Raw genomic sequence first — 20,913 nt, 5'->3', positions numbered from 1 at the left:
CCGCGGCCCATCGCTGCTTGGTTCTGCGCTCAGGCCGCGATGGCTTCGCGGTCGCTGTCGCGGGCGGCCTGTTCCTTGACGTACATCTCGCCCAGCGCGCGCTTGTACTCGGTCGGGAAGACCTTGACGAACTTGCGGCGTGCCGTGGTCCAGTCAGCCAGCAGCGCCTTGGCGCGCTCGGAACCGGTATAGCGGAAGTGCTGCTCGATCAGGTTGCGCAGGATGACTTCATCCAGCACGCGCTTGCCGTCGACCTTGTGCCACGAAGCCTGGGGCTGGCCCTTCTCCTGGTCGGCCGAGGCCAGCACCGCTTCCAGCGCCACCATCGAGGTGTTGCAGCGCTTGTCGAACAGGCCGTCCTCGTCATAGACGTAGGCCACGCCGCCCGACATGCCGGCCGCGAAGTTGCGGCCCGTGCCGCCCAGCACCACCACCGTGCCGCCGGTCATGTACTCGCAACCGTGGTCGCCGGTGCCTTCCACCACTGCCACCGCACCCGAGTTACGCACCGCGAAGCGCTCGCCGGCCACGCCGTTGAAGAACGCTTCACCGGCGATGGCACCGTACAGCACGGTGTTGCCGACGATGATGTTGCGGGTCGGGTCGCCGCGGAACTCGTGCGGAGCGCGCACGATCACGCGGCCGCCCGACAGGCCCTTGCCGACGTAGTCGTTGCCGTCACCCACCAGGTCCAGCGTGATGCCGTGCGCCAGGAACGCGCCGAACGACTGGCCGGCGGTGCCTTGCAGCTGGATGTGGATGGTGTCATCGGGCAGGCCTTCGTGGCCATGCTGCTTGGCGACCACGCCGGACAGCATCGCGCCCACCGTACGGTTGACGTTCTTGACCGGCTGGATGAACGACACGCGCTCGCCCTTCTCGATCGCCGGACGGGCCTTGGCGATCAGCACGTGGTCCAGCGCCTTGCCGGCTTCGGCCGACAGGCCGTGGTCCTGCACGTCGGTGTGGTACAGCGGCACGTCCGCGCCCAGCGACACCTGGTGGAAGATGCGGCTGAAGTCCAGGCCGCGCGCCTTCCAGTGCTCGATGCCAGCCTTGGTGTCGAGCAGGTCGGCGCGGCCGATCAGCTCGTCGAAGGTGCGGATGCCCAGCTGGGCCATGATCTCGCGGGCTTCTTCGGCAACAAAGAAGAAGAAGTTGACCACGTGTTCCGGCTTGCCCTGGAACTTCTTGCGCAGCTGCGGATCCTGCGTGGCCACGCCCACCGGGCAGGTGTTCAGGTGGCACTTGCGCATCATGATGCAGCCCTCGGCAACCAGCGGTGCCGTGGCGAAGCCGAACTCGTCGGCGCCCAGCAGCGCGCCGATGACGACGTCACGGCCGGTCTTCATCTGGCCGTCGGCCTGCACGCGGATGCGGTTGCGCAGGCCGTTGAGCAGCAGCGTCTGCTGCGTCTCGGCCAGGCCCAGCTCCCACGGCGTGCCGGCGTGCTTGATCGACGACCACGGCGAGGCGCCGGTGCCACCGTCATGGCCGGCGATCACGACGTGGTCGGCCTTGGCCTTGGACACGCCCGCGGCCACCGTGCCGACGCCCACTTCGGACACCAGCTTGACCGAGATATCCGACGACGGGTTGACGTTCTTCAGGTCGTGGATCAGTTGCGCCAGATCTTCGATCGAGTAGATGTCGTGGTGCGGGGGCGGCGAGATCAGGCCCACGCCCGGCACCGAGTAACGCAGCTTGCCGATGTAGTCCGAGACCTTGTGGCCCGGCAGCTGGCCGCCTTCGCCCGGCTTGGCGCCCTGCGCCATCTTGATCTGGATCTGGTCGGCCGAAGCCAGGTACTCGGCGGTCACGCCGAAACGGCCCGACGCCACCTGCTTGATCTTCGAGCGCAGCGAATCGCCGTCCTTCAGTTCCAGGTCCGTCTCGATCACGCCGTCGCCCAGCACGCTCTTCAGGGTATCGCCCTGCTTGATGGGGATGCCGCGCAGCTCGTTGCGGTAGCGCTTCTCGTCCTCGCCACCTTCGCCGGTGTTGGACTTGCCGCCGATGCGGTTCATCGCCAGCGCCAGCGTGGTGTGGGCTTCGGTCGAGATCGAGCCGAGCGACATCGCGCCCGTGGCAAAGCGGCGCACGATCTCCTTGGCCGGCTCGACTTCTTCCAGCGGAATCGCCTTGGCCGGATCGACCTTGAACTCGAACAGACCGCGCAGCGTCATGTGGCGCTTGCTCTGGTCGTTGATGATGTTTGCGTATTCCTTGTACGTCTGGTAGGCGCCCTTGCCGTCGTCGGCGCGCACCGAGTGCTGCAGCTTGGCGATCGAGTCCGGGGTCCACATGTGCTCTTCGCCGCGGATGCGGAAGGCGTACTCGCCGCCGGCGTCCAGCATGTTCTCCAGCACCGGGCTGTTGCCGAAGGCGTCCTTGTGCAGGCGCAGCGCTTCCTCGGCCACTTCGAAGATGCCGATGCCCTCGACGTTCGACGGCGTGCCGTGGAAGTACTTCTGCACCAGCTCGCGCGACAGACCGATGGCTTCGAAGATCTGCGCGCCGGTGTACGACATGTAGGTGGAGATGCCCATCTTGGACATCACCTTGAACAGGCCCTTGCCGACCGCCTTGACGAAGTTCTTGACCGCCTTCTCGGGCGACAGGTCGCCCGACAGGCCGCTGGCCATGTCGGCCAGGGTTTCCATCGCCAGGTACGGGTGCACGGCTTCGGCGCCATAGCCGGCCAGCAGCGCGAAGTGGTGCACTTCACGCGCGGTGCCGGTCTCGACCACCAGGCCGGTGGACGTGCGCAGGCCCTTCTCCACCAGGTGGTGGTGGATCGCGGAGGTGGCCAGCAGCGCGGGGATGGCAACGTGGTCGGCATCCACCGGGCGGTCGGTCACGATCAGGATGTTGTAGCCCGAACGCACCGCATCCACGGCTTCGGCGCACAGCGAGGCCAGGCGCGCTTCGATGCCTTCCTTGCCCCACGCGGTCGGGTAGCAGATGTTCAGTTCGTACGAACGGAACTTGCCGCCGGTGTAGTGCTCGATGTTGCGGATCTTGGCGATGTCCTTGAAGTCCAGCACCGGCTGGGACACTTCGAGGCGCATCGGCGGGTTGATGTTGTTCAGCTCGAGCAGGTTCGGCTTCGGGCCGATGAACGACACCAGCGACATCACCATGTTCTCGCGGATCGGGTCGATCGGCGGGTTGGTGACCTGGGCGAACAGCTGCTTGAAGTAGTGGTACAGCGTCTTGTTCTTGGACGACAGGATCGCCAGCGGCGAGTCGTTGCCCATCGAGCCGGTGGCTTCTTCGCCGGCCAGCGCCATCGGCGCCATCAGGAACTTGACGTCTTCCTGGGTGTAGCCAAAGGCCTGCTGGCGGTCCAGCAGCTTGGCCACCGGCTTCTTCTCGGCAGCGACGTCTTCCGGCTTGGCGTCGATTTCGTCCAGCTTGATGCGGACAGCGTCGATCCAGCTCTTGTACGGCTTGGCGTTGGCCAGGTTGTCCTTCAGTTCCTTGTCGTCAATGATGCGGCCCTGCTCCATGTCGATCAGGAACATCTTGCCCGGCTGCAGGCGCCACTTCTCAACGATGCGCGACTCGGGGAACGGCAGCACGCCGGCTTCCGAGGCCAGCACCACGACGTCGTCCTCGGTCACGTAGAAACGTGCCGGGCGCAGGCCGTTGCGGTCCAGCGTCGCGCCGATCTGGCGGCCGTCGGTGAAGCAGATCGCGGCGGGGCCGTCCCACGGCTCCATCATGGCGGCGTGGTATTCGTAGAAGGCGCGACGGTTGTCGTCCATCAGCGTGTGCTGTTCCCAGGCTTCCGGGATCATCATCATCATCGCGTGGACGAGCGGGTAGCCGGCCATCGTCAGCAGTTCGAGGCAGTTGTCGAACGATGCCGTATCGGACTGGCCCGGGTAGATCAGCGGCCACAGCTTGGGCAGGTCGTCGCCCAGCACCGGCGACGAGATCGCGCCGGTACGCGCGTTGATCCAGTTGACGTTGCCCTTGACTGTGTTGATTTCGCCGTTGTGGGCGACCATGCGGTACGGGTGGGCCAGCTCCCAGGCCGGGAAGGTGTTGGTCGAGAAGCGCTGGTGCACCAGGGCCAGGGCCGACACGGCGCGCTGGTCCTGCAGGTCCAGGTAGTACTCGCCGACCTGGTTGGCCAGCAGCAGGCCCTTGTACACAACGGTACGGGCCGACATCGACGGCACGAAGTATTCCTTGCCGTGCTTGAGCTTGAGCGCCTGGATGGCGTGGCTGGCGGTCTTGCGGATGACGTAGAGTTTACGTTCCAGCGCGTCCGTGGTCATGATGTCGCGGCCGCGACCGATGAAGATCTGGCGGATCACCGGCTCGGTCTTGCGCACCGTCGGCGACATCGGCATGTTGGCGTCTACCGGCACGTCGCGCCAGCCCAGCACGACCTGGCCTTCCAGGCGGACCGTGCGCTCCAGCTCCTGCTCGCAGGCCAGGCGCGAGGCGTGTTCCTTCGGCAGGAAGATCATGCCCACGCCGTATTCGCCGGCGGGCGGCAGGCTCACGCCCTGCGCTGCCATTTCTTCGCGGTAGAACTGGTCCGGAATCTGGATCAGGATGCCGGCGCCGTCGCCCATCAGCGCGTCCGCGCCGACCGCGCCCCGGTGGTCCAGGTTCTCCAGGATCTTCAGGCCCTGGGAAATGATCTCGTGGGACTTCTTGCCCTTGATGTGCGCGACCATGCCGACGCCGCAGGCGTCATGCTCGTTGGTCGGGTCGTACATGCCTTGCGCCTGCGGACGCAGTTGGTGCAGGTCGAGGGCGGAGGAAGACTCGCTGATTTGCTCGCTGGTCTGCGCTTGGGCCGAAAGGTTCTTCATTTGGTCCACGGGCTGAATTCCGGTGAAGGCTGCGCGAACTGCTGGACTACCGGAACGGGGACCGCGCGCTTTCTAATCAGATCCACCCTGGACTGGATCCGGCGGGTAGGAAAATGGGGACGAAGCTGTCTGCGGGCCGCAGCGGCGTACACGAGCGTGACGCGCCGCACAATGACTGTGGGTGGAGCAACTATATGGGAATCCTGAAAGCCTCGCAAAAATTTTAAATGGGGTCAGAACACATTTAATATCGCACCGTTTCGGTGACTGATTTAAATGGGGACACATCACTTTTGCGTGGCGGGCAGCACATTTTCCGCCGAAACTTGCACCTTTTTGGGGCGCCCTTTCGGGAGCGGCTGCACGCGTCGCGTTGCACCCCGCTCAAGCTGCGCCAAGAATACCTCGTCACCAAGAGGCCAACCGCTGTGGGCATGGCTGCGGAGCGCTTGCAGCGTGCGGCCGGAAAGCCCCTCGGCGGTCAGCATGCGGTAATTCGACTGGCGTTCAAACGGGGTATTGCCCAGCTCCCAGTACGCGGAGTGATCGCTCACAAGTGGGCTTGCCTCGATGCCGGCGTGATGGCGATAGCTGCTCCAGCGGTCGGCCTCGGGCGTCGAGACCTCACCCGCGCGCAGCGCATTGCCTTCGACATACAGCATGGCCGGCAGCATCCATGGCGCCGGTTCGAATACCGCCGAGCGGAAGCGCCCTTCCCACAGCGTGCCGGTGCGGTTGGCCACGCGATTGAAGTAGCGTGCATAGCGGCGGCCGACCGCCTGCATGGTCAGGCTTAGCGAGTCCGCCCCCTTGGGCGTGGCCACGATGTGGACATGATTGGGCCGCAGCGCGTACGCGTGGACGGCGAGGTCATGCTCGCGCGCGGCCATGCGCAGGCAGTCGAGGTAGTGCAGGTAGTCGTCCGGGCCGAGGAAGACGTCCTGGCGATTGTTGCCACGTTGCAACACCAGGGCGGGAAGTCCGGCGGGGGAGAAACGGGGAAGGCGGGCCATGGCAGGTCATGCGAGCGTCGATGCCCGCATGATAGCCTGATCCGTCCCCAATTATCCGAAGGTGCCCAAGCCCTTCCTTGCGTATCAGTTGCCCTCGCTGACCGCGAAGATGCGCCGGTGCTCGCGGATCGCATAGCGGTCCGTCATGCCGGCGATGTAATGCGCGATCAGCCGCGGCTGGTCGGCGCCGTGGCCGGCCTGGTACTGGGGCGGCAGCAGGCGCGGATCGGACATGAAGGCCCCGAACAGGTCGCCGACGATGCGCTGGGCCTTGGCCGACATTCGCATCACCAGGTAATGCCGGTACAGGTGCCGGAACAGGAAGCGCTTCAATGCCGCCGCTTCCTCATGGAGTTGGGGACTGAAGCCCACCAGGGGGCCGGCGGCCCGCACCGCGTCGATATTGCGCGGGTTGGCGGCGGCGATGTTGCGGCTGGTGGTCTCGATCAGGTCCACGATCAGCGTATTGATCATGCGCCGGACCGTCTCGTTGATGGCGCGCCGGCCATTCACGCCGGGGAAGGCATCGGCTACCTCGGCGCGATGGCGCGCCCACATCGGGACCTCGTCCAGCTGCTCCAGCGTCAGCAGGCCGGAGCGCAGGCCGTCGTCGATATCGTGGTTGTTGTAGGCGATCTCGTCCGCCAGGTTGGCCAGTTGCGCCTCCAGCGACGGCTGCGTGCCCTCCAGGAAGCGCCGGCCCAGCTCGCCCAGCGCCGCGGCATTGACGCGCGAGCAGTGCTTCAGGATGCCCTCGCGGGTCTCGAAGGTCAGGTTCAGGCCATTGAAGCCGCCATAGCGCTCCTCCAGCTCATCCACCACCAGCAGGCTCTGCAGGTTGTGCTCGAAGCCGCCATGGTTCTTCATGCAGGCGTTGAGCGCATCCTGCCCGGCGTGGCCGAAGGGGGTATGGCCAAGGTCGTGCGCCAGCGAGATGGCTTCGACCAGGTCTTCGTTGAGGCGCAGGTTGCGGGCGATCGAGCGGGCAATCTGCGCCACCTCCAGGCTATGGGTTAGCCGGGTGCGGAACAGGTCCCCCTCATGGTTGACGAAGACCTGGGTCTTGTATTCGAGCCGCCGGAACGCGGTGCTGTGGATGACCCGGTCCCGGTCGCGCTGGAATTCGCTGCGCGACTGCGACGCAGGTTCGGCGTGCACCCGCCCGCGCGTCTGCGCGGAGCGGGCGGCGTACGGGGCGAGGTGGCTTTCAAAGTCGGTCATGCGGCAATCCGTTGGCTGTAGGTTTGTGGGCCTGGGTTGCGAGGCATAACCGGTCACTCAAGCGACCGTGGCCTCGGTGGGAGGTTTAAGCACCGCGTGCTGCAGCGTGGCACGCAGGTCGGCGTCCGGCACCGTGGTGATGAACGCCTCGCCGAGCTTCTTCAGCAGGATGAACTTGATGCTGCCGGCCTCGGCCTTCTTGTCGACCTTCATCATTTCGATATAGCGGTCGGTGCCCAGTTCCGGCGCCACCACCGGCAGGTTGGCTGCCAGCGTCAGTTCGCGGATGCGGGCGCGGGTCTCGGTGTCGATAAAGCCCAGCCGGTGCGAGAGGTCTGCGGCCATCACCATGCCGCAGCCCACCGCCTCGCCGTGCAGCCAGGCGCCGTAGCCCATGCCGGCCTCGATCGCATGGCCAAAGGTGTGGCCGAAATTGAGGATGGCACGCAGGCCGCCCTCGCGCTCGTCCTGCGCCACCACGCCGGCCTTGATTTCACACGAACGTTGCACCGCCACCGCCATCAGCTCGGGGGCGCAGTCGTTCAGCGCCTTGATATTGCGCTCGATCCAGGCAAAGTACTCGGCGTCGGCAATGGCGCCGTGCTTGATCACCTCGGCCATGCCGGCGGCCAGTTCGCGCGGGGGCAGCGTGCGCAGCGTGTCGATATCGGCGATCACCGCGTTGGGCTGGTGGAACGCGCCGATCATGTTCTTGCCAAGCGGGTGGTTGATGCCGGTCTTGCCGCCCACCGATGAATCCACCTGCGACAGCAGCGTGGTCGGCACCTGGATGAACGGCACGCCGCGCATATAGCAGGCGGCGGCAAACCCGGTCATGTCGCCCACCACCCCGCCGCCCAGCGCGACCAGCGTGGTCTTGCGGTCGGCACCGGCCTGCAGCAGCGCGTCGAAGATCAGGTTCAGCGTTTCCCACTGCTTGAAGGCCTCGCCGTCGGGCAGCGTGACCGTGCGCACAATCTTGCCGAGCGACTTCAGGCTGGCCTCGACGCGCGCCGCATAGAGCGGCCCCACGGTCTCATTGGTGACGATGACGGCGTGCTGGCCGCGCACGTGCGGGCGCAGCAGTTCGGCGTTGTCGAGCAGGCCGGTACCGATATGGATGGGGTAGCTGCGCGCTCCCAGGTCGACTTCAAGCGTGATCATGGATGGGTGGGGTCCTGCGGCGCCGGTTGCGGGGGATCGATCGCGAAGCCGGCCATTTCGAGTTGCATCAGCACCATATTAGCAAGCTGCGCCACCGAAGGCTTGCCGGTTTCGATAATGAAATCCGCCACCTCGCGGTAGAGCGGGTCGCGCTGGGCGTACAGCGCCTCGAGCTTGCCCTTGGGGTCTTCGGTCTGCAGCAGCGGGCGGTTGCGGTCGTGGCGGGTGCGCAGCCACAGGTCGTGGGGGCTCGCGCGCAGGTAGACCACGGTGCCGCGGGCCTTCAGCACCTCGCGGTTTTCGGCGCGCAGCACCGCGCCGCCGCCGGTGGCCAGCACGATGCCCTGGCGCCCGGCCAGTTCGCGGATCATCGCGGTCTCGCGGTCGCGGAAGCCGGCTTCGCCCTCGACCTCGAAGATCACCGGGATGCGCACGCCACAGTGCGCCTCGATCTCGTGGTCGGAATCGAAAAACGGATAATGCAGACGCCGCGCCACCGTGCGGCCCACGGTAGTCTTGCCGGCGCCCATCAGGCCGACGAAAAAGAGATTGGGTCGATCGGATTCCGGTCGGTCGGATTCCTGTCGATCGGGGTGCGGGCGCGGTGCCGACCCTGTCGCAGAAGCTGTCACGGGACTGTCGTTCGGGAGCGCGGCGCCTGGGCCGCCCTCCCCGGTTAGGAACTGCATCATCTTCTTATGTTGTGGTGCGCACGGCAAGTGCCGGATGCAGCATCGACCACATCCCCGCGTGTATTGCCGCGCATGCCGGCCTCCTCCTGGCCTGGCTGGCCACCGGTCCAGCCCGGCGGCAACAAAAAAGGCCGCATCTGTCGATGCGGCCTGCCAGTCTACTGTATCCGGCGTCGAACCCCCGGTGCGATCACCGCAGCGACACGCTTTCGTTCAGGATCCGCGGCGTCAGGAACACCAGCAGCTCGGTCCGGTTGCGGACCTTGGCGTTGTTCTTGAAGAGGTAGCCCAGCACCGGGATATCGCCCAGCAGCGGCACCTTGTCGGTGTCGTTGGACTCGGTCTGCGTGTAGATGCCGCCGATCACCACGGTGCCGCCGTTTTCCACCAGCACCTGCGTCTGCACGTGCTTGGTGTCGATGGCAAAGCCCGACGTGGTCTGGATACCGACGCTGTCCTTGTTCACGTCCACGTCCAGCAGCACATTGCCTTCAGGCGTGATCTGTGGCGTCACTTCCAGCTTCAGGTTGGCCTTGCGGAACTGCACCGAGGTGGCGCCGCTGGAGGTGGCGGCCTGGTACGGCAGCTCGGTGCCCTGCTCGATCAGCGCCTTGATGTTGTTGGCCGTGACCACGCGCGGGCTGGAAATGATCTTGCCCTTGCCGTCCGCCTCGAGCGCCGACAGCTCCAGCGCCAGGAAACGGGTGGCCGCGCTGTTGAACAGGCTGACCGCGATGTTGGCCGGGTTGGTGCCGTTGATCGAGGCGGCCGGCAGGCTCAGGAACGGGCCGTTGTCCGAGGTCGAGCCCGGCAGCACGTTGTTATAGGTGTTGCCGACCTTGGCGTTGTTGTACTGCCCGGCAAAGCCCAGCTTCACGCCGAGGTTGCGGCTGAAGGAATCGGTGGCCTCGACAATGCGCGCCTCGATGATGACCTGGCGCACCGGGATATCGATCTTGCCGATAAAGCTCTGCACCTCTTCGAGCTTGCTGGCGATATCCGACACGAACAGCTGGTTGGTGCGCGCATCGGCGGTCAGCGAGCCGCGCTTGGACAACATGCGCGCACTCGCCCCCGCGCCGCCCGCCGCCCCAACGGGGGTCACAGCGCTGCCGCCGCCGGCACCCATGCCCAACAGCATCCGGCGCACGTCTTCGGCGCGCTGGTAGTTGAGCTGGAACACCTGGCTGCGGATGGGCTCGAGGTCATTGATCTGCTGCTGCGACTCGAGCTCGAGCTTTTCCTTGGTCTGGAGTTCAGCCTTGGGCGCCACCCACAGCACATTGCCGTTGCGGCGCGACGCCAGCCCCTTGGCATCCATCACAATCTGCAGGGCCTGGTCCCACGGCACATCCTTCAGCCGCAGCGTGATATTGCCCTGCACGCTTTCGCTGGTAATGATGTTCAGGTTGGTGAAGTCCGCGAACACCTGCAGCAGCGAACGGATGTCGATATTCTGGAAATTCAGCGACAGGCGCTCGCCACGGTAGCCCGGGCCGCTGATCAGCTTGGTCGGGTCTTCCTTGACGGGCCGCACCTCGACCACGAACTGCGTGTCGGTCTGGTAGGAACTGTATTCCCAGTGGCCGCGCGGCTCGATGGTCAGGCGCGCATTGCCGTTGGTGTCGGAGGCAAGCATGCTCTGCACCGGCGAGCCGAAGTCGCTGACATCGAAGCGCCGCCGCAGGTGGTCAGGCAGCGTGGTGCCGAGGAAATCGACCACCACGTTCTTGCCCTGCTGCGCGATATTGATGCCCGAATCGCGCGAGGACAGGTCCACCACCACGCGCCCGGCCCCGTCCGCGCCGCGCCGGAAGTCGATATGGCGCACCGACGGCCGCGCCGCCGCGGCTGCAGGCGTCGTCGCCGCAGCCGGGGCGAACGTGGGCACGGCGTTCTTGACCGCCGGCGCCACATTATCCAGCGCCACCACGAAGACATTGCCGCGCTGGTCGGTGCGATAGGTGGCGTTGCGGGTAAGCTCGAGGATCACGCGGGTGCGGTTGCCGATCTGCAGGACGTTGGCGGCCTTGACCAGCTTGCCGCCGTAGTCATACTGCGCGCGCCCGTTGGCAACGCCGGTATCGGCAAAATCGATCGCGAGCCGTGCCGGGTTCTGGGTGGTGAAATCGATCGGCTTCTGCGCCAGCGGCCGTTCGAGTTCGACCGTGAACACGGTCTGCTCGCCGACCGTGCTGACGTCCACCGCCTTGATCCGGTTGCTCTGTGCCAGTGCCGCCGGTGCGGCACTGAGCAGCAACAGCGCGAGCGTCGCGCTTGCGGCGCCCGCGAGCGCACGATACCAGCGCGCGGGGGTCATGCCGACACCTCCAGCTTGAGGCTGGTCATTTTCTCTTTCCACTCGGATACCCCCTCCCGGACTAATTCGCGCAACACGATCTCCTGATCGGTGATGCGGACCACCCGGCCGTAACTCTGGCCGAGATACTGACCCACCTTTACGTGGTGGATCTTGTTATCGACGCGTACGATGCCGAAGGTCTCCCCCTGCTTCTTCAGCATCCCGAGCATCTTGAAATTCTCGAGGGGGTAGTCTTCCAGCGGCTGGCGCGGCCGCCCGGCTTCGGGCGAATCCGACAGCGTCTTGTTCAGTTCGCCGATCTTGGCCTGGGCGAAGGGCTCCGGCGCATTGGCCGCGGCATATTCGCGCGCCACGTAGGGCTTGGCTTCGGGCAACGGCTCGGGCGGCTTGGCGCGGGCGTTGCGCGTGGCGTCCATCCACTGGCGCAGCGCGTCTTCGTCGCTGGCGCCACACGCGCCCAGCAGGCCGACGGCCAGCGCCGCTGCCGCCATCACGCGGGGCGATGCCTGCAGGCGCCGCCATGCCGGGCCGCCAGGACGATGGGCGCGATGGGTGCGATGGGTGCGGCTCATTTGGCACCTCCCGTCTTGGCGGCGGCGGCAGCCGCGGCGGCCTTGCGTTGCGCGGCCTGCTCGTCAGGATCGAGCGCACGGTACGCCATTGCGACCGCCTCCATGGAGAGTCCACCCTCCTTGGTATGGGCAAGCTGCAGGCTCTGCATCGACACGATCCGCGACAGCGCGGCCACGTCGGCGTTGAATTGCGCCACCTCGTGGTAGCGGCCGGTCACGCGCAGGTTCACCGGGATCTCGGCAAAGTAAGGCTTGAGCACCGCCGCCTGTGGCTTGAACAGCTCGAACTGCAGGCCGCGCGCCACGCCGGCATGGTTGACGTCGGCCAGCAGCGCGTCCATCTCGGTCTTGTTGGGCAGTTGCCGCTCCAGCAGCGCGACGCGTTGCTCGACCTGCTTTTTCTGCTCGCGCAATGCGTCGAGGTTGGCCACCTGCGCCACCTTGGTCTGGTACGCCTGCTTCAGGTTTTCCTGTTCCAGCCGCTGGCGGCCGAGCTCGTCGAACTTGCCGCTCCAGTAGAACTGCCAGCCGAGCAGCAGCACCAGCGCCGCGGCCATCACGGCGAACAGCACGCGCGGCGCGGCCGGCCACGTTTCCGGCTCGTTGAGGTTGAGCCCGCGGAACTGGCTCGTCAGGTCGGCCAGGTTGATTTCGGTATTGAGCGCCATGGTCAGGCTGCCTTTCCGGATGCGGCTGCAGGTGCGGGAGCTGAAGCGGGTGCTGAAGCAGGTGCGCCGGCGGGATTGCCCGCCGTACCCTTCTTGCCATTGGCGTCCGGCGCCTCCGGCGCGCGGTACGCGAAGCGCATCGAGAAATCGAACAGCCGGCGCTGCTCGCGCAGGTTGTTGGTCATCGTGACCGCCTTGGACTCGACCAGCTCGGCCTTGTCCAGCCACGGCACGTCGCCAAGGTTGCGCAGCAGTTCGGAGATGCGCTCGTTGGACTGGGCCACGCCGGCGATGGTGAAGGCCTCGCCCGCCTGCTTCAGACTGGTCAGGTAGACCCCTTCCGGCACCTGGCGCACCAGTTCTTCCAGCAGCTGGACCGGGCGGTTGCGCTCGGTCTGCAGGCTTTCCACCGCCTTCTGGCGCTGCAGCAGCGCGTCGATATCCTTCTTGAGGTTGTTGACCTCGCGGATCTGGCCATCGAGCCTGGCGTTCTCCGCGCTCAGCACCTGGTTCAGCGCGACCACGGAGTCGATACGACCGTCGATATAGAGCCCGCCCAGCAGCACGACGGCGGCACCGGCCGCGGCCGCACCGCCGAGCAGGGAATAGACCTTCTTGCGCCGCGCCGCCTTGCGGGCTTCGTGGTAAGGCAGCAGGTTGACCGAAGGCAGCGTGTTCGTGGACATTCGAATGCCTCCGGTGCGTTATTGCAGGCCGCGCAGGGCCAGGCCGGCACTGACGATATACGCCGGCAGGTCGCGCTGCAGGTAGCGCTCGTTGACCTTGGCGTTGGTCGCCATGTTGGCGAACGGATTCGCCAGCGTGGTGGTGATCTTGGTCTGCTGCTGGATCGCCGCCTGCACGCCCAGCAGCGAGGCATGGCCGCCCGACAGCAGGATCTCGTCGACGCGTCCCAGGCTGGAGCTGGCGATGAAGTTGCCGATCGCGGCCTGCACTTCCAGCGCCAGCGCATCGAGCGACGGCTTGAGCAGTTGCGCGCGCCACGCTTCGGGCAGCGTGTTCTTGCGCTTCTTGATCTCGGCCTTGAGCGCATCGAGCGTGAACATGCGCGCCGCGCTCTGCGTGAGCTGGTCGCCGTAGCTGTTCAGCGGCTGTTCGTAGAGCTCTTTCCAGCCCTGGTAGAAGATCGCCTTGGAGCGGCTGCCGCCCAGGTGGACCACCGCCACCACGGGCAGCGCGCGGGCATCGGCTTCGGACATCTCCTGGGGCACGCCCAGCATCTGCACGATCGAGCGCTGCACCGCGTACTCTTCGACGTCCATCACCTGCGGCTTGAGCCCGGCCATCTCGGCAGCGGTCACGCGCTCCTGCACGCGGTCGCTGTTGGCAGCGGTGACGCGCACGCCGATGCCGCCCTCGGTCTCGCTGGGGCCGATCACGGCGAAGTCGAAATTGACCGCCTGCGATGGCGGATAGAGCCGGTGTGCCTCGGACTCGACCTGCGAATACAGTTCGTCCTCGGACAGGTTGTCCGGCAGGCTGACGGTCTGCGACTCGGTCAGCATGGACGGCACGCCCAGCACCACGTCTTTCGAGCGGATGCCGGCCTTGCCGAGCGCACGCCTGAGCGCGATCCCGACGGCTTCAATGTTGATGACGTTGCCATCGGCAACGGCATTGCGGTCCAGCAGTTCGCTGGCGCACTTTTCCAGCCGATAGTCGTGCTTGCCGCCACCGACGGACAACTCGACTACCTTGATACTGGAAGACCCGATATCCACGCCGACCGTAGTCCGGCGCAGAAGCCCCGACAAAATGCCCCGTCGCAAGGTGACCCCCCTGACTTTGAACTCGCCCACGGCTTGTACGCTCTAATCGGGCGAGCCTTGTTTCTTGACCGAAACACTTGCTCTTATATGTTGGCCGATTCTCACAAAAACCGGCACCGGTGGCAATGTGCCGGTCTGACCACGATTCCTTTTTCAGACGGCTCTCGCCAATCCGTTGTCAAAACCCCACGGTCGTCGGGTTCCCTTCCGCCTAAGCTTGCTGCATGTAACTTCGCCCTGCATGCCGCCTTCCGCTGTCTTACATCTTGTAACAGCACTGTAGCGACGCGCGGGGCACTGCGCGCCCGGCACGCCCGATGCCGGAAGATATAATGCCCGGCACCCCTGACTAGGTATTTTCCTTATGGCCACAGCACAACAGAAGCATCCTGCCCGCCGCCCGATCTGGGCGCGCTTCATGTTCTGGGCGGTGGGGCTGGTTGTTGCCGGTGCCGTCATGATCGCGCTGCTGCTCGGCTATGCGCTGCTGGTGGCCGCGCCCAACCTGCCCTCGCTGGACACCATCACCGACTACCGGCCCAAGATCCCGCTGCGGATCTACACGGCGGACAATGTGCTGATCGGCGAGTTCGGCGAAGAGCGCCGCAACTTCGTGCCGATCGCCGAAATCCCCGACGTGATGAAAAAGGCCGTCCTGGCGATCGAGGACGACCGCTTCTACGAACACGGCGGCGTCGACTTCGTCGGCGTGATGCGCGCGGGACTGGCCAACCTGCGCGGGGGCCTGTCGCAAGGTGCGTCGACCATCACCATGCAGGTGGCGCGCAACTTCTTCCTGTCGAGCGAGAAGACCTACACCCGCAAGATCTACGAAATGCTGCTGGCGTACAAGATCGAGGCCAACCTGAACAAGGACCAGATCCTCGAGCTGTACATGAACCAGATCTACCTGGGCCAGCGCGCATACGGCTTCGACAGCGCCGCGCGCGTGTACTTCGGCAAGTCGGTGCGCGACGTGACGCCGGCCGAGGCCGCGATGCTGGCCGGCCTGCCCAAGGCGCCGTCGGCGTACAACCCGGTGGTCAACCCCCGCCGCGCCAAGGTGCGCCAGGAATACATCCTGCAGCGCATGCGCGACCTGCGCTACATCAGCCCCGAGCAATACGACGCGGCGGTGCGCGAGGAACTGAAGGTGCGCACCGAGGGCAACGAGTTCTCGACCCATGCCGAGTACGTCGCCGAAATCGTGCGCCAGCTGATGTACGCGCAGTACCGTGAAGAAACCTACACGCGTGGCCTGACCGTCTACACCACGCTGACCAAGCCCGACCAGGATGCCGCGTACGAAGCCGTGCGCACCGGCATCATGAACTACGAGCGCAAGCACGGCTACCGCGGCCCCGAGGCCTTTGTCGACCTGCCTTCCGATCCGGCCGAGCGCGAGCAGGCGATCGACGATGCGCTGGTCGAGCACCCGGGCAGCGGCGACCTGCGCTCGGCCGTGGTCACCAGCGTGTCATCCAAGCAGGTCAAGGCCACGCTGCTGTCGGGCGAGGTGGCGACCATCGAAGGCTCGGCGCTGCGCTTTATCTCGCCGTCTATGTCGGCGAACGCGCAGCCCAAGATGAAGATGCGCCCCGGCGCGATCATCCGCGTGACGCAGGATGACAAGGGCAACTGGTCGGTCACGCAGCTGCCGGAAGTAGCCGCCGCGTTCGTGTCGCTGAACCCGCAGGACGGCGAGATCCGCTCCATGGTGGGCGGCTTCGACTTCAACCGCAACAAGTTCAACCACGTGACGCAGGCCTGGCGCCAGCCGGGTTCGAGCTTCAAGCCGTTCATCTATTCGGCGGCGCTGGAGAAGGGCTTCTCGCCGGCCACGGTGATCAACGACGCGCCGCTGACGATCGGTCCCGATACCGGCGGGCAGGTGTGGGAGCCGAAGAACTACGACGGCCGCTTCGAAGGCCCGATGACCATGCGCCGCGCGCTGGCCAAATCCAAGAACCTGGTTTCGGTGCGGATCCTGCGCGCGATCGGCACGCAGTATGCGCAGGACTACATCACCCGCTTCGGCTTCGAGGCCGACAAGCATCCCGCCTATCTGCCGATGGCGCTGGGCTCCGGCGCCGTGACGCCGCTGCAGATGGCGGGCGCATACTCGGTGTTTGCCAACGGCGGCTACCGCGTCAACCCTTACCTGATCCAGAAGGTTGTGGACGCGCGCGGCAACGTGATCTCCGAAACCCATCCGCAACGCGCCGGCACCGATGCCGTGCGCGTGCTCGACGCACGCACCGCGTTTATCGCCGACACCATGCTGCGCGACGTGGTCCGCTTTGGCACCGCCAACAGCGCCAAGCAGCGCCTGGGCCGCAACGACCTGGCCGGCAAGACCGGTACCACCAACGATGCGGTCGATGCCTGGTTCGCCGGCTACACGCCTAACCTGGTGGCGATTGCCTGGATGGGCTACGACCAGCCCAAGAGCCTGGGCGTGCGCGAGACCGGTGGCGGGCTGGCGCTGCCGATCTGGGTCGGCTACATGAGCAAGGCGCTCAAGGGCGTGCCCGAGTCGCCGGAGCGGCCGGCGCCCGAAGGCGTGCTGATGGTGGGCGGCGACTGGACCTTTGAGGAGAACGCGGGCGGAGCCGGCGTGGCCTCGGTCGGCCTGGGCGACCCGTGGCCGGGCAAGCCGGACGAATCCTCGACGGCACCGGCGCCGGATACCGAGCAGGAGAAGAAGAAGATCCTGGAAATGTTCGGCGGCGCCTGATTGCTCCGCAGTATCGCCAGAATGCAGAAAAGCCGGCCATGGCCGGCTTTTTCTTTGCGCAACGCGTGCTTTGCTTCAGCCCAGCTTGAGGATGGCGCCGGCCTGCTCGCTCACATAGCCCGACAGCGCCGCGTACAGTTCGCCGCCATTGCGCGTGTCGACCCAGCGCTCGCCGTCGCGGCGGAAGTGGAAGCCGCCGGAGCGCGCCGCCACCCACAGTTCCTGCATCGGCGCCTGGCTGTTGATGATGATCTTGGAGCCGTTCTCGAACTCCAGTTCCATCACGTTGCCGGTGCGGCTGATTTCCACATCGGCATCGGCCGCGTCGGCGGCCGCTTCGACCGCGGCTTCGATGCGGTCCAGTTCCTCGGTGGCCAGGGCCAGGAACTCGCTTTCGCTCAAGGGGGGCATGCTAAACTCCGAGACCGCCGTTGCCGCCGCTGCCCGGACCGGGCGTACGTGGCGCGAACGGCTTTTTTGTTGAGAATTCATGTTGCGCAGCGCCTCGGCGATCCGGCCGCGCCGGACCCCGCCAACGTCATGCCAACAGCCTAAAGGACGACCGATGGGACAACCGATGCTGCGTCGTGTTGCGATTGTATCGGCGTTTGCCGCCACCCTTGCGATGCCCCTGCTGGGCGGATGCGGCATCCGCGGGCCGCTGACCATGCCCAAGGTACCGCCCGAGCCGACCGCGCCCACCGTAGGCGATCCCGGCCTGGGCCGTACCGATGTGGTGCCCCTTCCGGCGGCGGCTCCGGCCAGCCAGCCGGCATCGTCGCCCGCCGCCCCCACTACCCGATAACCATGACCGCTTTTTTCCATCGCCAGGACGGTGCGCTTGCCGTCGAGCAGGTGCCGCTGGCGCAGATCGCCGCTGAATTCGGCACGCCCACCTATGTCTATTCACGCGCGGCGCTGACCGCCGCGTACCAGGCCTACGCCGCCGCCTGCCAGGGCCGCAAGGCGCAGGTCCAGTACGCCATGAAGGCCAACTCCAACCTGGCCGTGCTGCAGGTGTTCGCCAGGCTGGGGGCGGGGTTCGACATCGTCTCGGGCGGCGAACTCAAGCGCGTGCTGGCCGCCGGCGGCGACGCACGCAAGGTGGTGTTCTCGGGCGTGGGCAAAAGCGCGGCGGAGATGGAACTGGCGCTGGCGCACGACGTACGCTGCTTCAATGTCGAGTCGATCCCCGAGCTGGACCGCCTGAACGAGGTTGCCGGCCGTATCGGCAAGCGCGCCCGGGTGTCGCTGCGCATCAACCCGGATGTCGACGCCAAGACCCATCCGTATATTTCCACCGGCCTGAAGGGTAACAAGTTCGGCATCGCCTTCGAGGACGTGCTGCCGACCTACCGCGCCGCGGCCGCGCTGCCGCACCTGGAAGTGACCGGCATCGACTGCCATATCGGCTCGCAGATCACCGAGGTCGAGCCCTACCTGGAAGCGCTGGACAAGGTGCTGGACGTGGTCGAGGCGCTCGAGCGCGAGGGTATCAACCTCGAGCACATCGACGTGGGCGGCGGCCTCGGCATCACCTATACCGACGAGACCCCGCCCGACATCACCGGCTTTGCCACCACGCTGCTGGAACGCGTGGCCGCGCGAGGCCACGGCCACCGCGAGGTGCTGTTCGAGCCGGGCCGTTCGCTGGTGGGCAATGCCGGCGTGCTGCTGACGCAGGTGGAATTCCTCAAGCCCGGCGAAGCCAAGAACTTCTGCATCGTCGATGCGGCGATGAACGACCTGGCCCGCCCCGCGATGTACGAGGCGTACCACCGCATCGAGCCGGTCGCGCTGCGCGACGCTGCGATGGTGACCTACGACATCGTCGGGCCGGTGTGCGAGTCGGGCGACTGGCTTGGCCGCGACCGCGCGCTGTCGGTGCAGCCGGGCGACCTGCTGGCGGTCATGTCCGCGGGCGCGTACGGCTTCACCATGAGCTCGAACTACAACACCCGCCCGCGCGCCGCCGAAGTGATGGTGGACGGCGCCCGCGTGCACCTGGTGCGCGAGCGCGAACTGGTCGAAGACCTGTTCCGCGACGAGCGCCTGCTGCAGGACTGATCTGCGCAGCGCAGCCGGCTATGGGGCCGGCTGCGGCGCTGCAGTTCATCAGGCAGCCCTGCCCTTGCGCGCCCACCACCAGACCCGCATCCCCAGCAGCACGAACATCACCGCGGCATAGATGGAGACTTCGCCGAAGTCGTTCTTGCCCGCCTTGTGCCACCAGTAGTGCAGGATCGCCAGCACGGCGGTCGCATAGACCAGCCTGTGCAGCGCCTGCCAGCGCTTGCCGCCCAGGCGGCGCACCATGCCGTTGGTCGACGTCAACGCCAGCGGCACCATCAGCATGAAGGCCGTGAACCCCACCGTAATGAAGGGGCGCTTGTACACGTCCTTGATCATGTAGGCCAGGTCGAAGCCGCGATCCACGCCGATCCACAGCAGGAAGTGCTGCACCCCATAGAAGAACGCAAACAAACCCAGCATGCGGCGCAGCCTGATCAGCCAGTTCCAGCCGGTCAGCCGGCGCAGCGGCGTGATCGCCAGCGTCAGGCACAGCATCACCAGGGTCCAGGTGCCGGTGGAACGGGTGACGAATTCCAGCGGGTTGGCGCCATATTGCCCGGTTACGCCCAGGTAAAGCAGGCGGATGAACGGCAACAGGGCCAGCAGCCACAGTACGATCTTGATGGCGCGCACGCGCTGCGGCGACAAGGCAGCCAGGCCGGCCGGCTTGCGCGCCACGCCGCCCGCGGCGGTCACTGCGTTGGAAGTGGAGGCCATGCGTTCACCCGGCATCAGAAGTTCTTCTTCAGGTCCATGCCCTGGTACAGCGATGCCACCTGCTGGCCGTAGCCGTTGAACGGCAGCGTCTTGCGCTTGGGCGCGAACAGCGCGCCGAAACCGCCGCCGCGGTCCTCGCCGATGCGGCGCTCGGTCGCCTGGCTCCAGCGCGGGTGGTCGACGTCGGGGTTCACATTGGAATAGAAGCCGTATTCCTGCGGCGCCGCCAGGTTCCAGCTGGTGGGCGGCTGCTTGTCGACAAAGCGGATCTTCACGATCGACTTGGCGCTCTTGAAGCCGTATTTCCACGGCACCACCATGCGCACCGGCGCGCCGTTCTGGTTGGGCAGCACCTCGCCGTACAGGCCGAAGGTCAGCAGCGCCAGCGGGTGCATCGCCTCGTCCATGCGCAGGCCTTCGCTGTAGGGCCAGTCGAGCACGCTGCTGCTGACGCCGGGCATCTGCTTCTTGTCGGCGAGCGTGATGAACTGCACGTATTTCGCGCCGGGTTGCGGCTCGACGCGCTTGATCAGCTCGGCCAGCGGATAGCCGATCCAGGGGATCACCATCGACCATCCTTCGACGCAGCGCAGGCGGTAGACACGCTCCTCCATCGCCGCGACTTTCATCAGCTCATCGAGATCGTAGACCTTGGGCTTCTTCACCAGCCCTTCCACCGACACCTGCCACGGGCGCGGGCGCAGCGTGCCGGCGTTGCGGGCCGGGTCGGACTTGTCGGTGCCGAACTCGTAGAAGTTGTTGTAGTTGGTCACGTCCTCGTAGGGCGTCCGCTTCTCGGTCACGACGTAGGCGTTGTTGGGCGTGGCCGCCAGCTTCGGGCCGTGCTGTCCCTGCGCCCAGGCGTTGCGGGCAAACCATGGCGCCAGCGTGGCGCCGGCGGCACCTGCAGCGGCCAGCGCGAGCATGCGGCGGCGCGACTCGAAGACATCGCGGGGGGTGATCTCGTCGGCGGCGATATCGCCGCCGCGGAGCCATTTGGGGGAAGGAATCAACATGGTTTTCCTCGTTGCCTGGCGCTTGCAGGGTTGGACTCAGTGCTTGGTCGTGGCGTGCGGGCCAGTCCTGACAGATTTTTTCGATGCGGCGT

Annotated in this window: 16 protein-coding genes; 3 read left to right on the top strand and 13 right to left on the bottom strand. The window is 66.1% G+C overall.

The genetic code is table 11. The annotated features are described in order from the left end of the window. Positions 1–29: 29 nt before the first annotated feature. The 10 genes from ACAD63_RS01660 to pilM all read right to left on the bottom strand — a co-directional run bounded on the left by ACAD63_RS01660 (position 30) and on the right by pilM (position 14,263). Positions 30–4,835: a glutamate synthase-related protein gene (locus ACAD63_RS01660; protein ID WP_434033345.1), complete on the bottom strand. Its 4,806-nt coding sequence runs from the start codon at positions 4,833–4,835 to the stop codon at positions 30–32. A gap of 287 nt (positions 4,836–5,122) precedes the next feature. Continuing rightward, positions 5,123–5,848, bottom strand: coding sequence for a transposase (locus tag ACAD63_RS01655; RefSeq protein ID WP_434033344.1), 726 nt, complete (start codon positions 5,846–5,848; stop codon positions 5,123–5,125). Positions 5,849–5,932: 84 nt separating this feature from the next. Beyond that, positions 5,933–7,069 (bottom strand): deoxyguanosinetriphosphate triphosphohydrolase, encoded by a 1,137-nt coding sequence (locus tag ACAD63_RS01650; protein ID WP_063241249.1) that lies wholly within the window; start codon positions 7,067–7,069, stop codon positions 5,933–5,935. A gap of 57 nt (positions 7,070–7,126) precedes the next feature. Beyond that, positions 7,127–8,233: a 3-dehydroquinate synthase gene (gene aroB / locus ACAD63_RS01645; RefSeq protein WP_434033343.1), complete on the bottom strand. Its 1,107-nt coding sequence runs from the start codon at positions 8,231–8,233 to the stop codon at positions 7,127–7,129. Continuing rightward, positions 8,230–8,763: a shikimate kinase gene (locus tag ACAD63_RS01640; protein WP_133093536.1), complete on the bottom strand. Its 534-nt coding sequence runs from the start codon at positions 8,761–8,763 to the stop codon at positions 8,230–8,232. The genes aroB and ACAD63_RS01640 overlap by 4 nt, the downstream gene beginning before the upstream one ends. A gap of 352 nt (positions 8,764–9,115) precedes the next feature. Then, on the bottom strand, positions 9,116–11,245 hold the full coding sequence (gene pilQ, locus ACAD63_RS01635) for a type IV pilus secretin PilQ (protein WP_135706063.1): 2,130 nt from the start codon (positions 11,243–11,245) through the stop codon (positions 9,116–9,118). Next, positions 11,242–11,820 carry a pilus assembly protein PilP gene (locus ACAD63_RS01630; RefSeq protein ID WP_434033342.1) on the bottom strand — a complete coding sequence of 193 codons (579 nt, stop codon included), beginning with the start codon at positions 11,818–11,820 and terminating at the stop codon, positions 11,242–11,244. Before ACAD63_RS01630 ends, pilQ begins: the two co-directional genes overlap by 4 nt. Further along, positions 11,817–12,488 (bottom strand): type 4a pilus biogenesis protein PilO, encoded by a 672-nt coding sequence (locus tag ACAD63_RS01625; RefSeq protein WP_135706064.1) that lies wholly within the window; start codon positions 12,486–12,488, stop codon positions 11,817–11,819. The genes ACAD63_RS01630 and ACAD63_RS01625 overlap by 4 nt, the downstream gene beginning before the upstream one ends. A 2-nt stretch (positions 12,489–12,490) precedes the next feature. Further along, positions 12,491–13,174: a PilN domain-containing protein gene (locus tag ACAD63_RS01620; protein WP_133093446.1), complete on the bottom strand. Its 684-nt coding sequence runs from the start codon at positions 13,172–13,174 to the stop codon at positions 12,491–12,493. Between the two features lie 18 nt (positions 13,175–13,192). Next, positions 13,193–14,263: a type IV pilus assembly protein PilM gene (pilM, locus tag ACAD63_RS01615; protein ID WP_195431139.1), complete on the bottom strand. Its 1,071-nt coding sequence runs from the start codon at positions 14,261–14,263 to the stop codon at positions 13,193–13,195. Positions 14,264–14,642: 379 nt separating this feature from the next. On the opposite strand from pilM, the gene ACAD63_RS01610 reads away from it, so the two are divergent. Further along, positions 14,643–17,015 (top strand): penicillin-binding protein 1A, encoded by a 2,373-nt coding sequence (locus tag ACAD63_RS01610; protein ID WP_167884601.1) that lies wholly within the window; start codon positions 14,643–14,645, stop codon positions 17,013–17,015. 75 nt (positions 17,016–17,090) lie between these two features. Here the strand turns inward: ACAD63_RS01610 and cyaY are convergent, their stop codons facing one another. Continuing rightward, positions 17,091–17,426 (bottom strand): iron donor protein CyaY, encoded by a 336-nt coding sequence (gene cyaY, locus ACAD63_RS01605; RefSeq protein WP_135706065.1) that lies wholly within the window; start codon positions 17,424–17,426, stop codon positions 17,091–17,093. Between the two features lie 166 nt (positions 17,427–17,592). On the opposite strand from cyaY, the gene ACAD63_RS01600 reads away from it, so the two are divergent. Continuing rightward, on the top strand, positions 17,593–17,820 hold the full coding sequence (locus ACAD63_RS01600; protein WP_434033341.1) for a hypothetical protein: 228 nt from the start codon (positions 17,593–17,595) through the stop codon (positions 17,818–17,820). Between the two features lie 2 nt (positions 17,821–17,822). Then, the gene (gene lysA / locus ACAD63_RS01595; RefSeq protein WP_135706066.1) at positions 17,823–19,082 is read left to right on the top strand and encodes a diaminopimelate decarboxylase; all 1,260 of its coding nucleotides are present in this window, start codon (positions 17,823–17,825) and stop codon (positions 19,080–19,082) included. Between the two features lie 48 nt (positions 19,083–19,130). Here the strand turns inward: lysA and msrQ are convergent, their stop codons facing one another. Both msrQ and msrP read right to left on the bottom strand, forming a co-directional pair. Further along, on the bottom strand, positions 19,131–19,820 hold the full coding sequence (msrQ, locus tag ACAD63_RS01590; protein WP_434033340.1) for a protein-methionine-sulfoxide reductase heme-binding subunit MsrQ: 690 nt from the start codon (positions 19,818–19,820) through the stop codon (positions 19,131–19,133). After that, on the bottom strand, positions 19,820–20,821 hold the full coding sequence (gene msrP / locus ACAD63_RS01585; RefSeq protein WP_135706067.1) for a protein-methionine-sulfoxide reductase catalytic subunit MsrP: 1,002 nt from the start codon (positions 20,819–20,821) through the stop codon (positions 19,820–19,822). Before msrP ends, msrQ begins: the two co-directional genes overlap by 1 nt. Positions 20,822–20,913: the final 92 nt, after the last annotated feature.

Origin of the sequence: Cupriavidus sp. a3 (genome assembly GCF_051015765.1) — a bacterium.
GTDB classification, from domain to species: Bacteria; Pseudomonadota; Gammaproteobacteria; order Burkholderiales; family Burkholderiaceae; genus Cupriavidus; species Cupriavidus oxalaticus_A.
This window is presented reverse-complemented; position numbering and strand designations above follow the sequence as displayed.

Coding starts and splice junctions, on each gene's coding strand:
- ACAD63_RS01660 (WP_434033345.1), bottom strand. CDS start 4,835: ATGAAGAACCTTTCGGCCCAAGCGCAGACCAGCGAGCAAATCAGCGAG.
- ACAD63_RS01655 (WP_434033344.1), bottom strand. CDS start 5,848: ATGGCCCGCCTTCCCCGTTTCTCCCCCGCCGGACTTCCCGCCCTGGTG.
- ACAD63_RS01650 (WP_063241249.1), bottom strand. CDS start 7,069: ATGACCGACTTTGAAAGCCACCTCGCCCCGTACGCCGCCCGCTCCGCG.
- aroB (WP_434033343.1), bottom strand. CDS start 8,233: ATGATCACGCTTGAAGTCGACCTGGGAGCGCGCAGCTACCCCATCCAT.
- ACAD63_RS01640 (WP_133093536.1), bottom strand. CDS start 8,763: ATGGGCGCCGGCAAGACTACCGTGGGCCGCACGGTGGCGCGGCGTCTG.
- pilQ (WP_135706063.1), bottom strand. CDS start 11,245: ATGACCCCCGCGCGCTGGTATCGTGCGCTCGCGGGCGCCGCAAGCGCG.
- ACAD63_RS01630 (WP_434033342.1), bottom strand. CDS start 11,820: ATGAGCCGCACCCATCGCACCCATCGCGCCCATCGTCCTGGCGGCCCG.
- ACAD63_RS01625 (WP_135706064.1), bottom strand. CDS start 12,488: ATGGCGCTCAATACCGAAATCAACCTGGCCGACCTGACGAGCCAGTTC.
- ACAD63_RS01620 (WP_133093446.1), bottom strand. CDS start 13,174: ATGTCCACGAACACGCTGCCTTCGGTCAACCTGCTGCCTTACCACGAA.
- ACAD63_RS01610 (WP_167884601.1), top strand. CDS start 14,643: ATGGCCACAGCACAACAGAAGCATCCTGCCCGCCGCCCGATCTGGGCG.
- cyaY (WP_135706065.1), bottom strand. CDS start 17,426: ATGCCCCCCTTGAGCGAAAGCGAGTTCCTGGCCCTGGCCACCGAGGAA.
- ACAD63_RS01600 (WP_434033341.1), top strand. CDS start 17,593: ATGCTGCGTCGTGTTGCGATTGTATCGGCGTTTGCCGCCACCCTTGCG.
- lysA (WP_135706066.1), top strand. CDS start 17,823: ATGACCGCTTTTTTCCATCGCCAGGACGGTGCGCTTGCCGTCGAGCAG.
- msrQ (WP_434033340.1), bottom strand. CDS start 19,820: ATGCCGGGTGAACGCATGGCCTCCACTTCCAACGCAGTGACCGCCGCG.
- msrP (WP_135706067.1), bottom strand. CDS start 20,821: ATGTTGATTCCTTCCCCCAAATGGCTCCGCGGCGGCGATATCGCCGCC.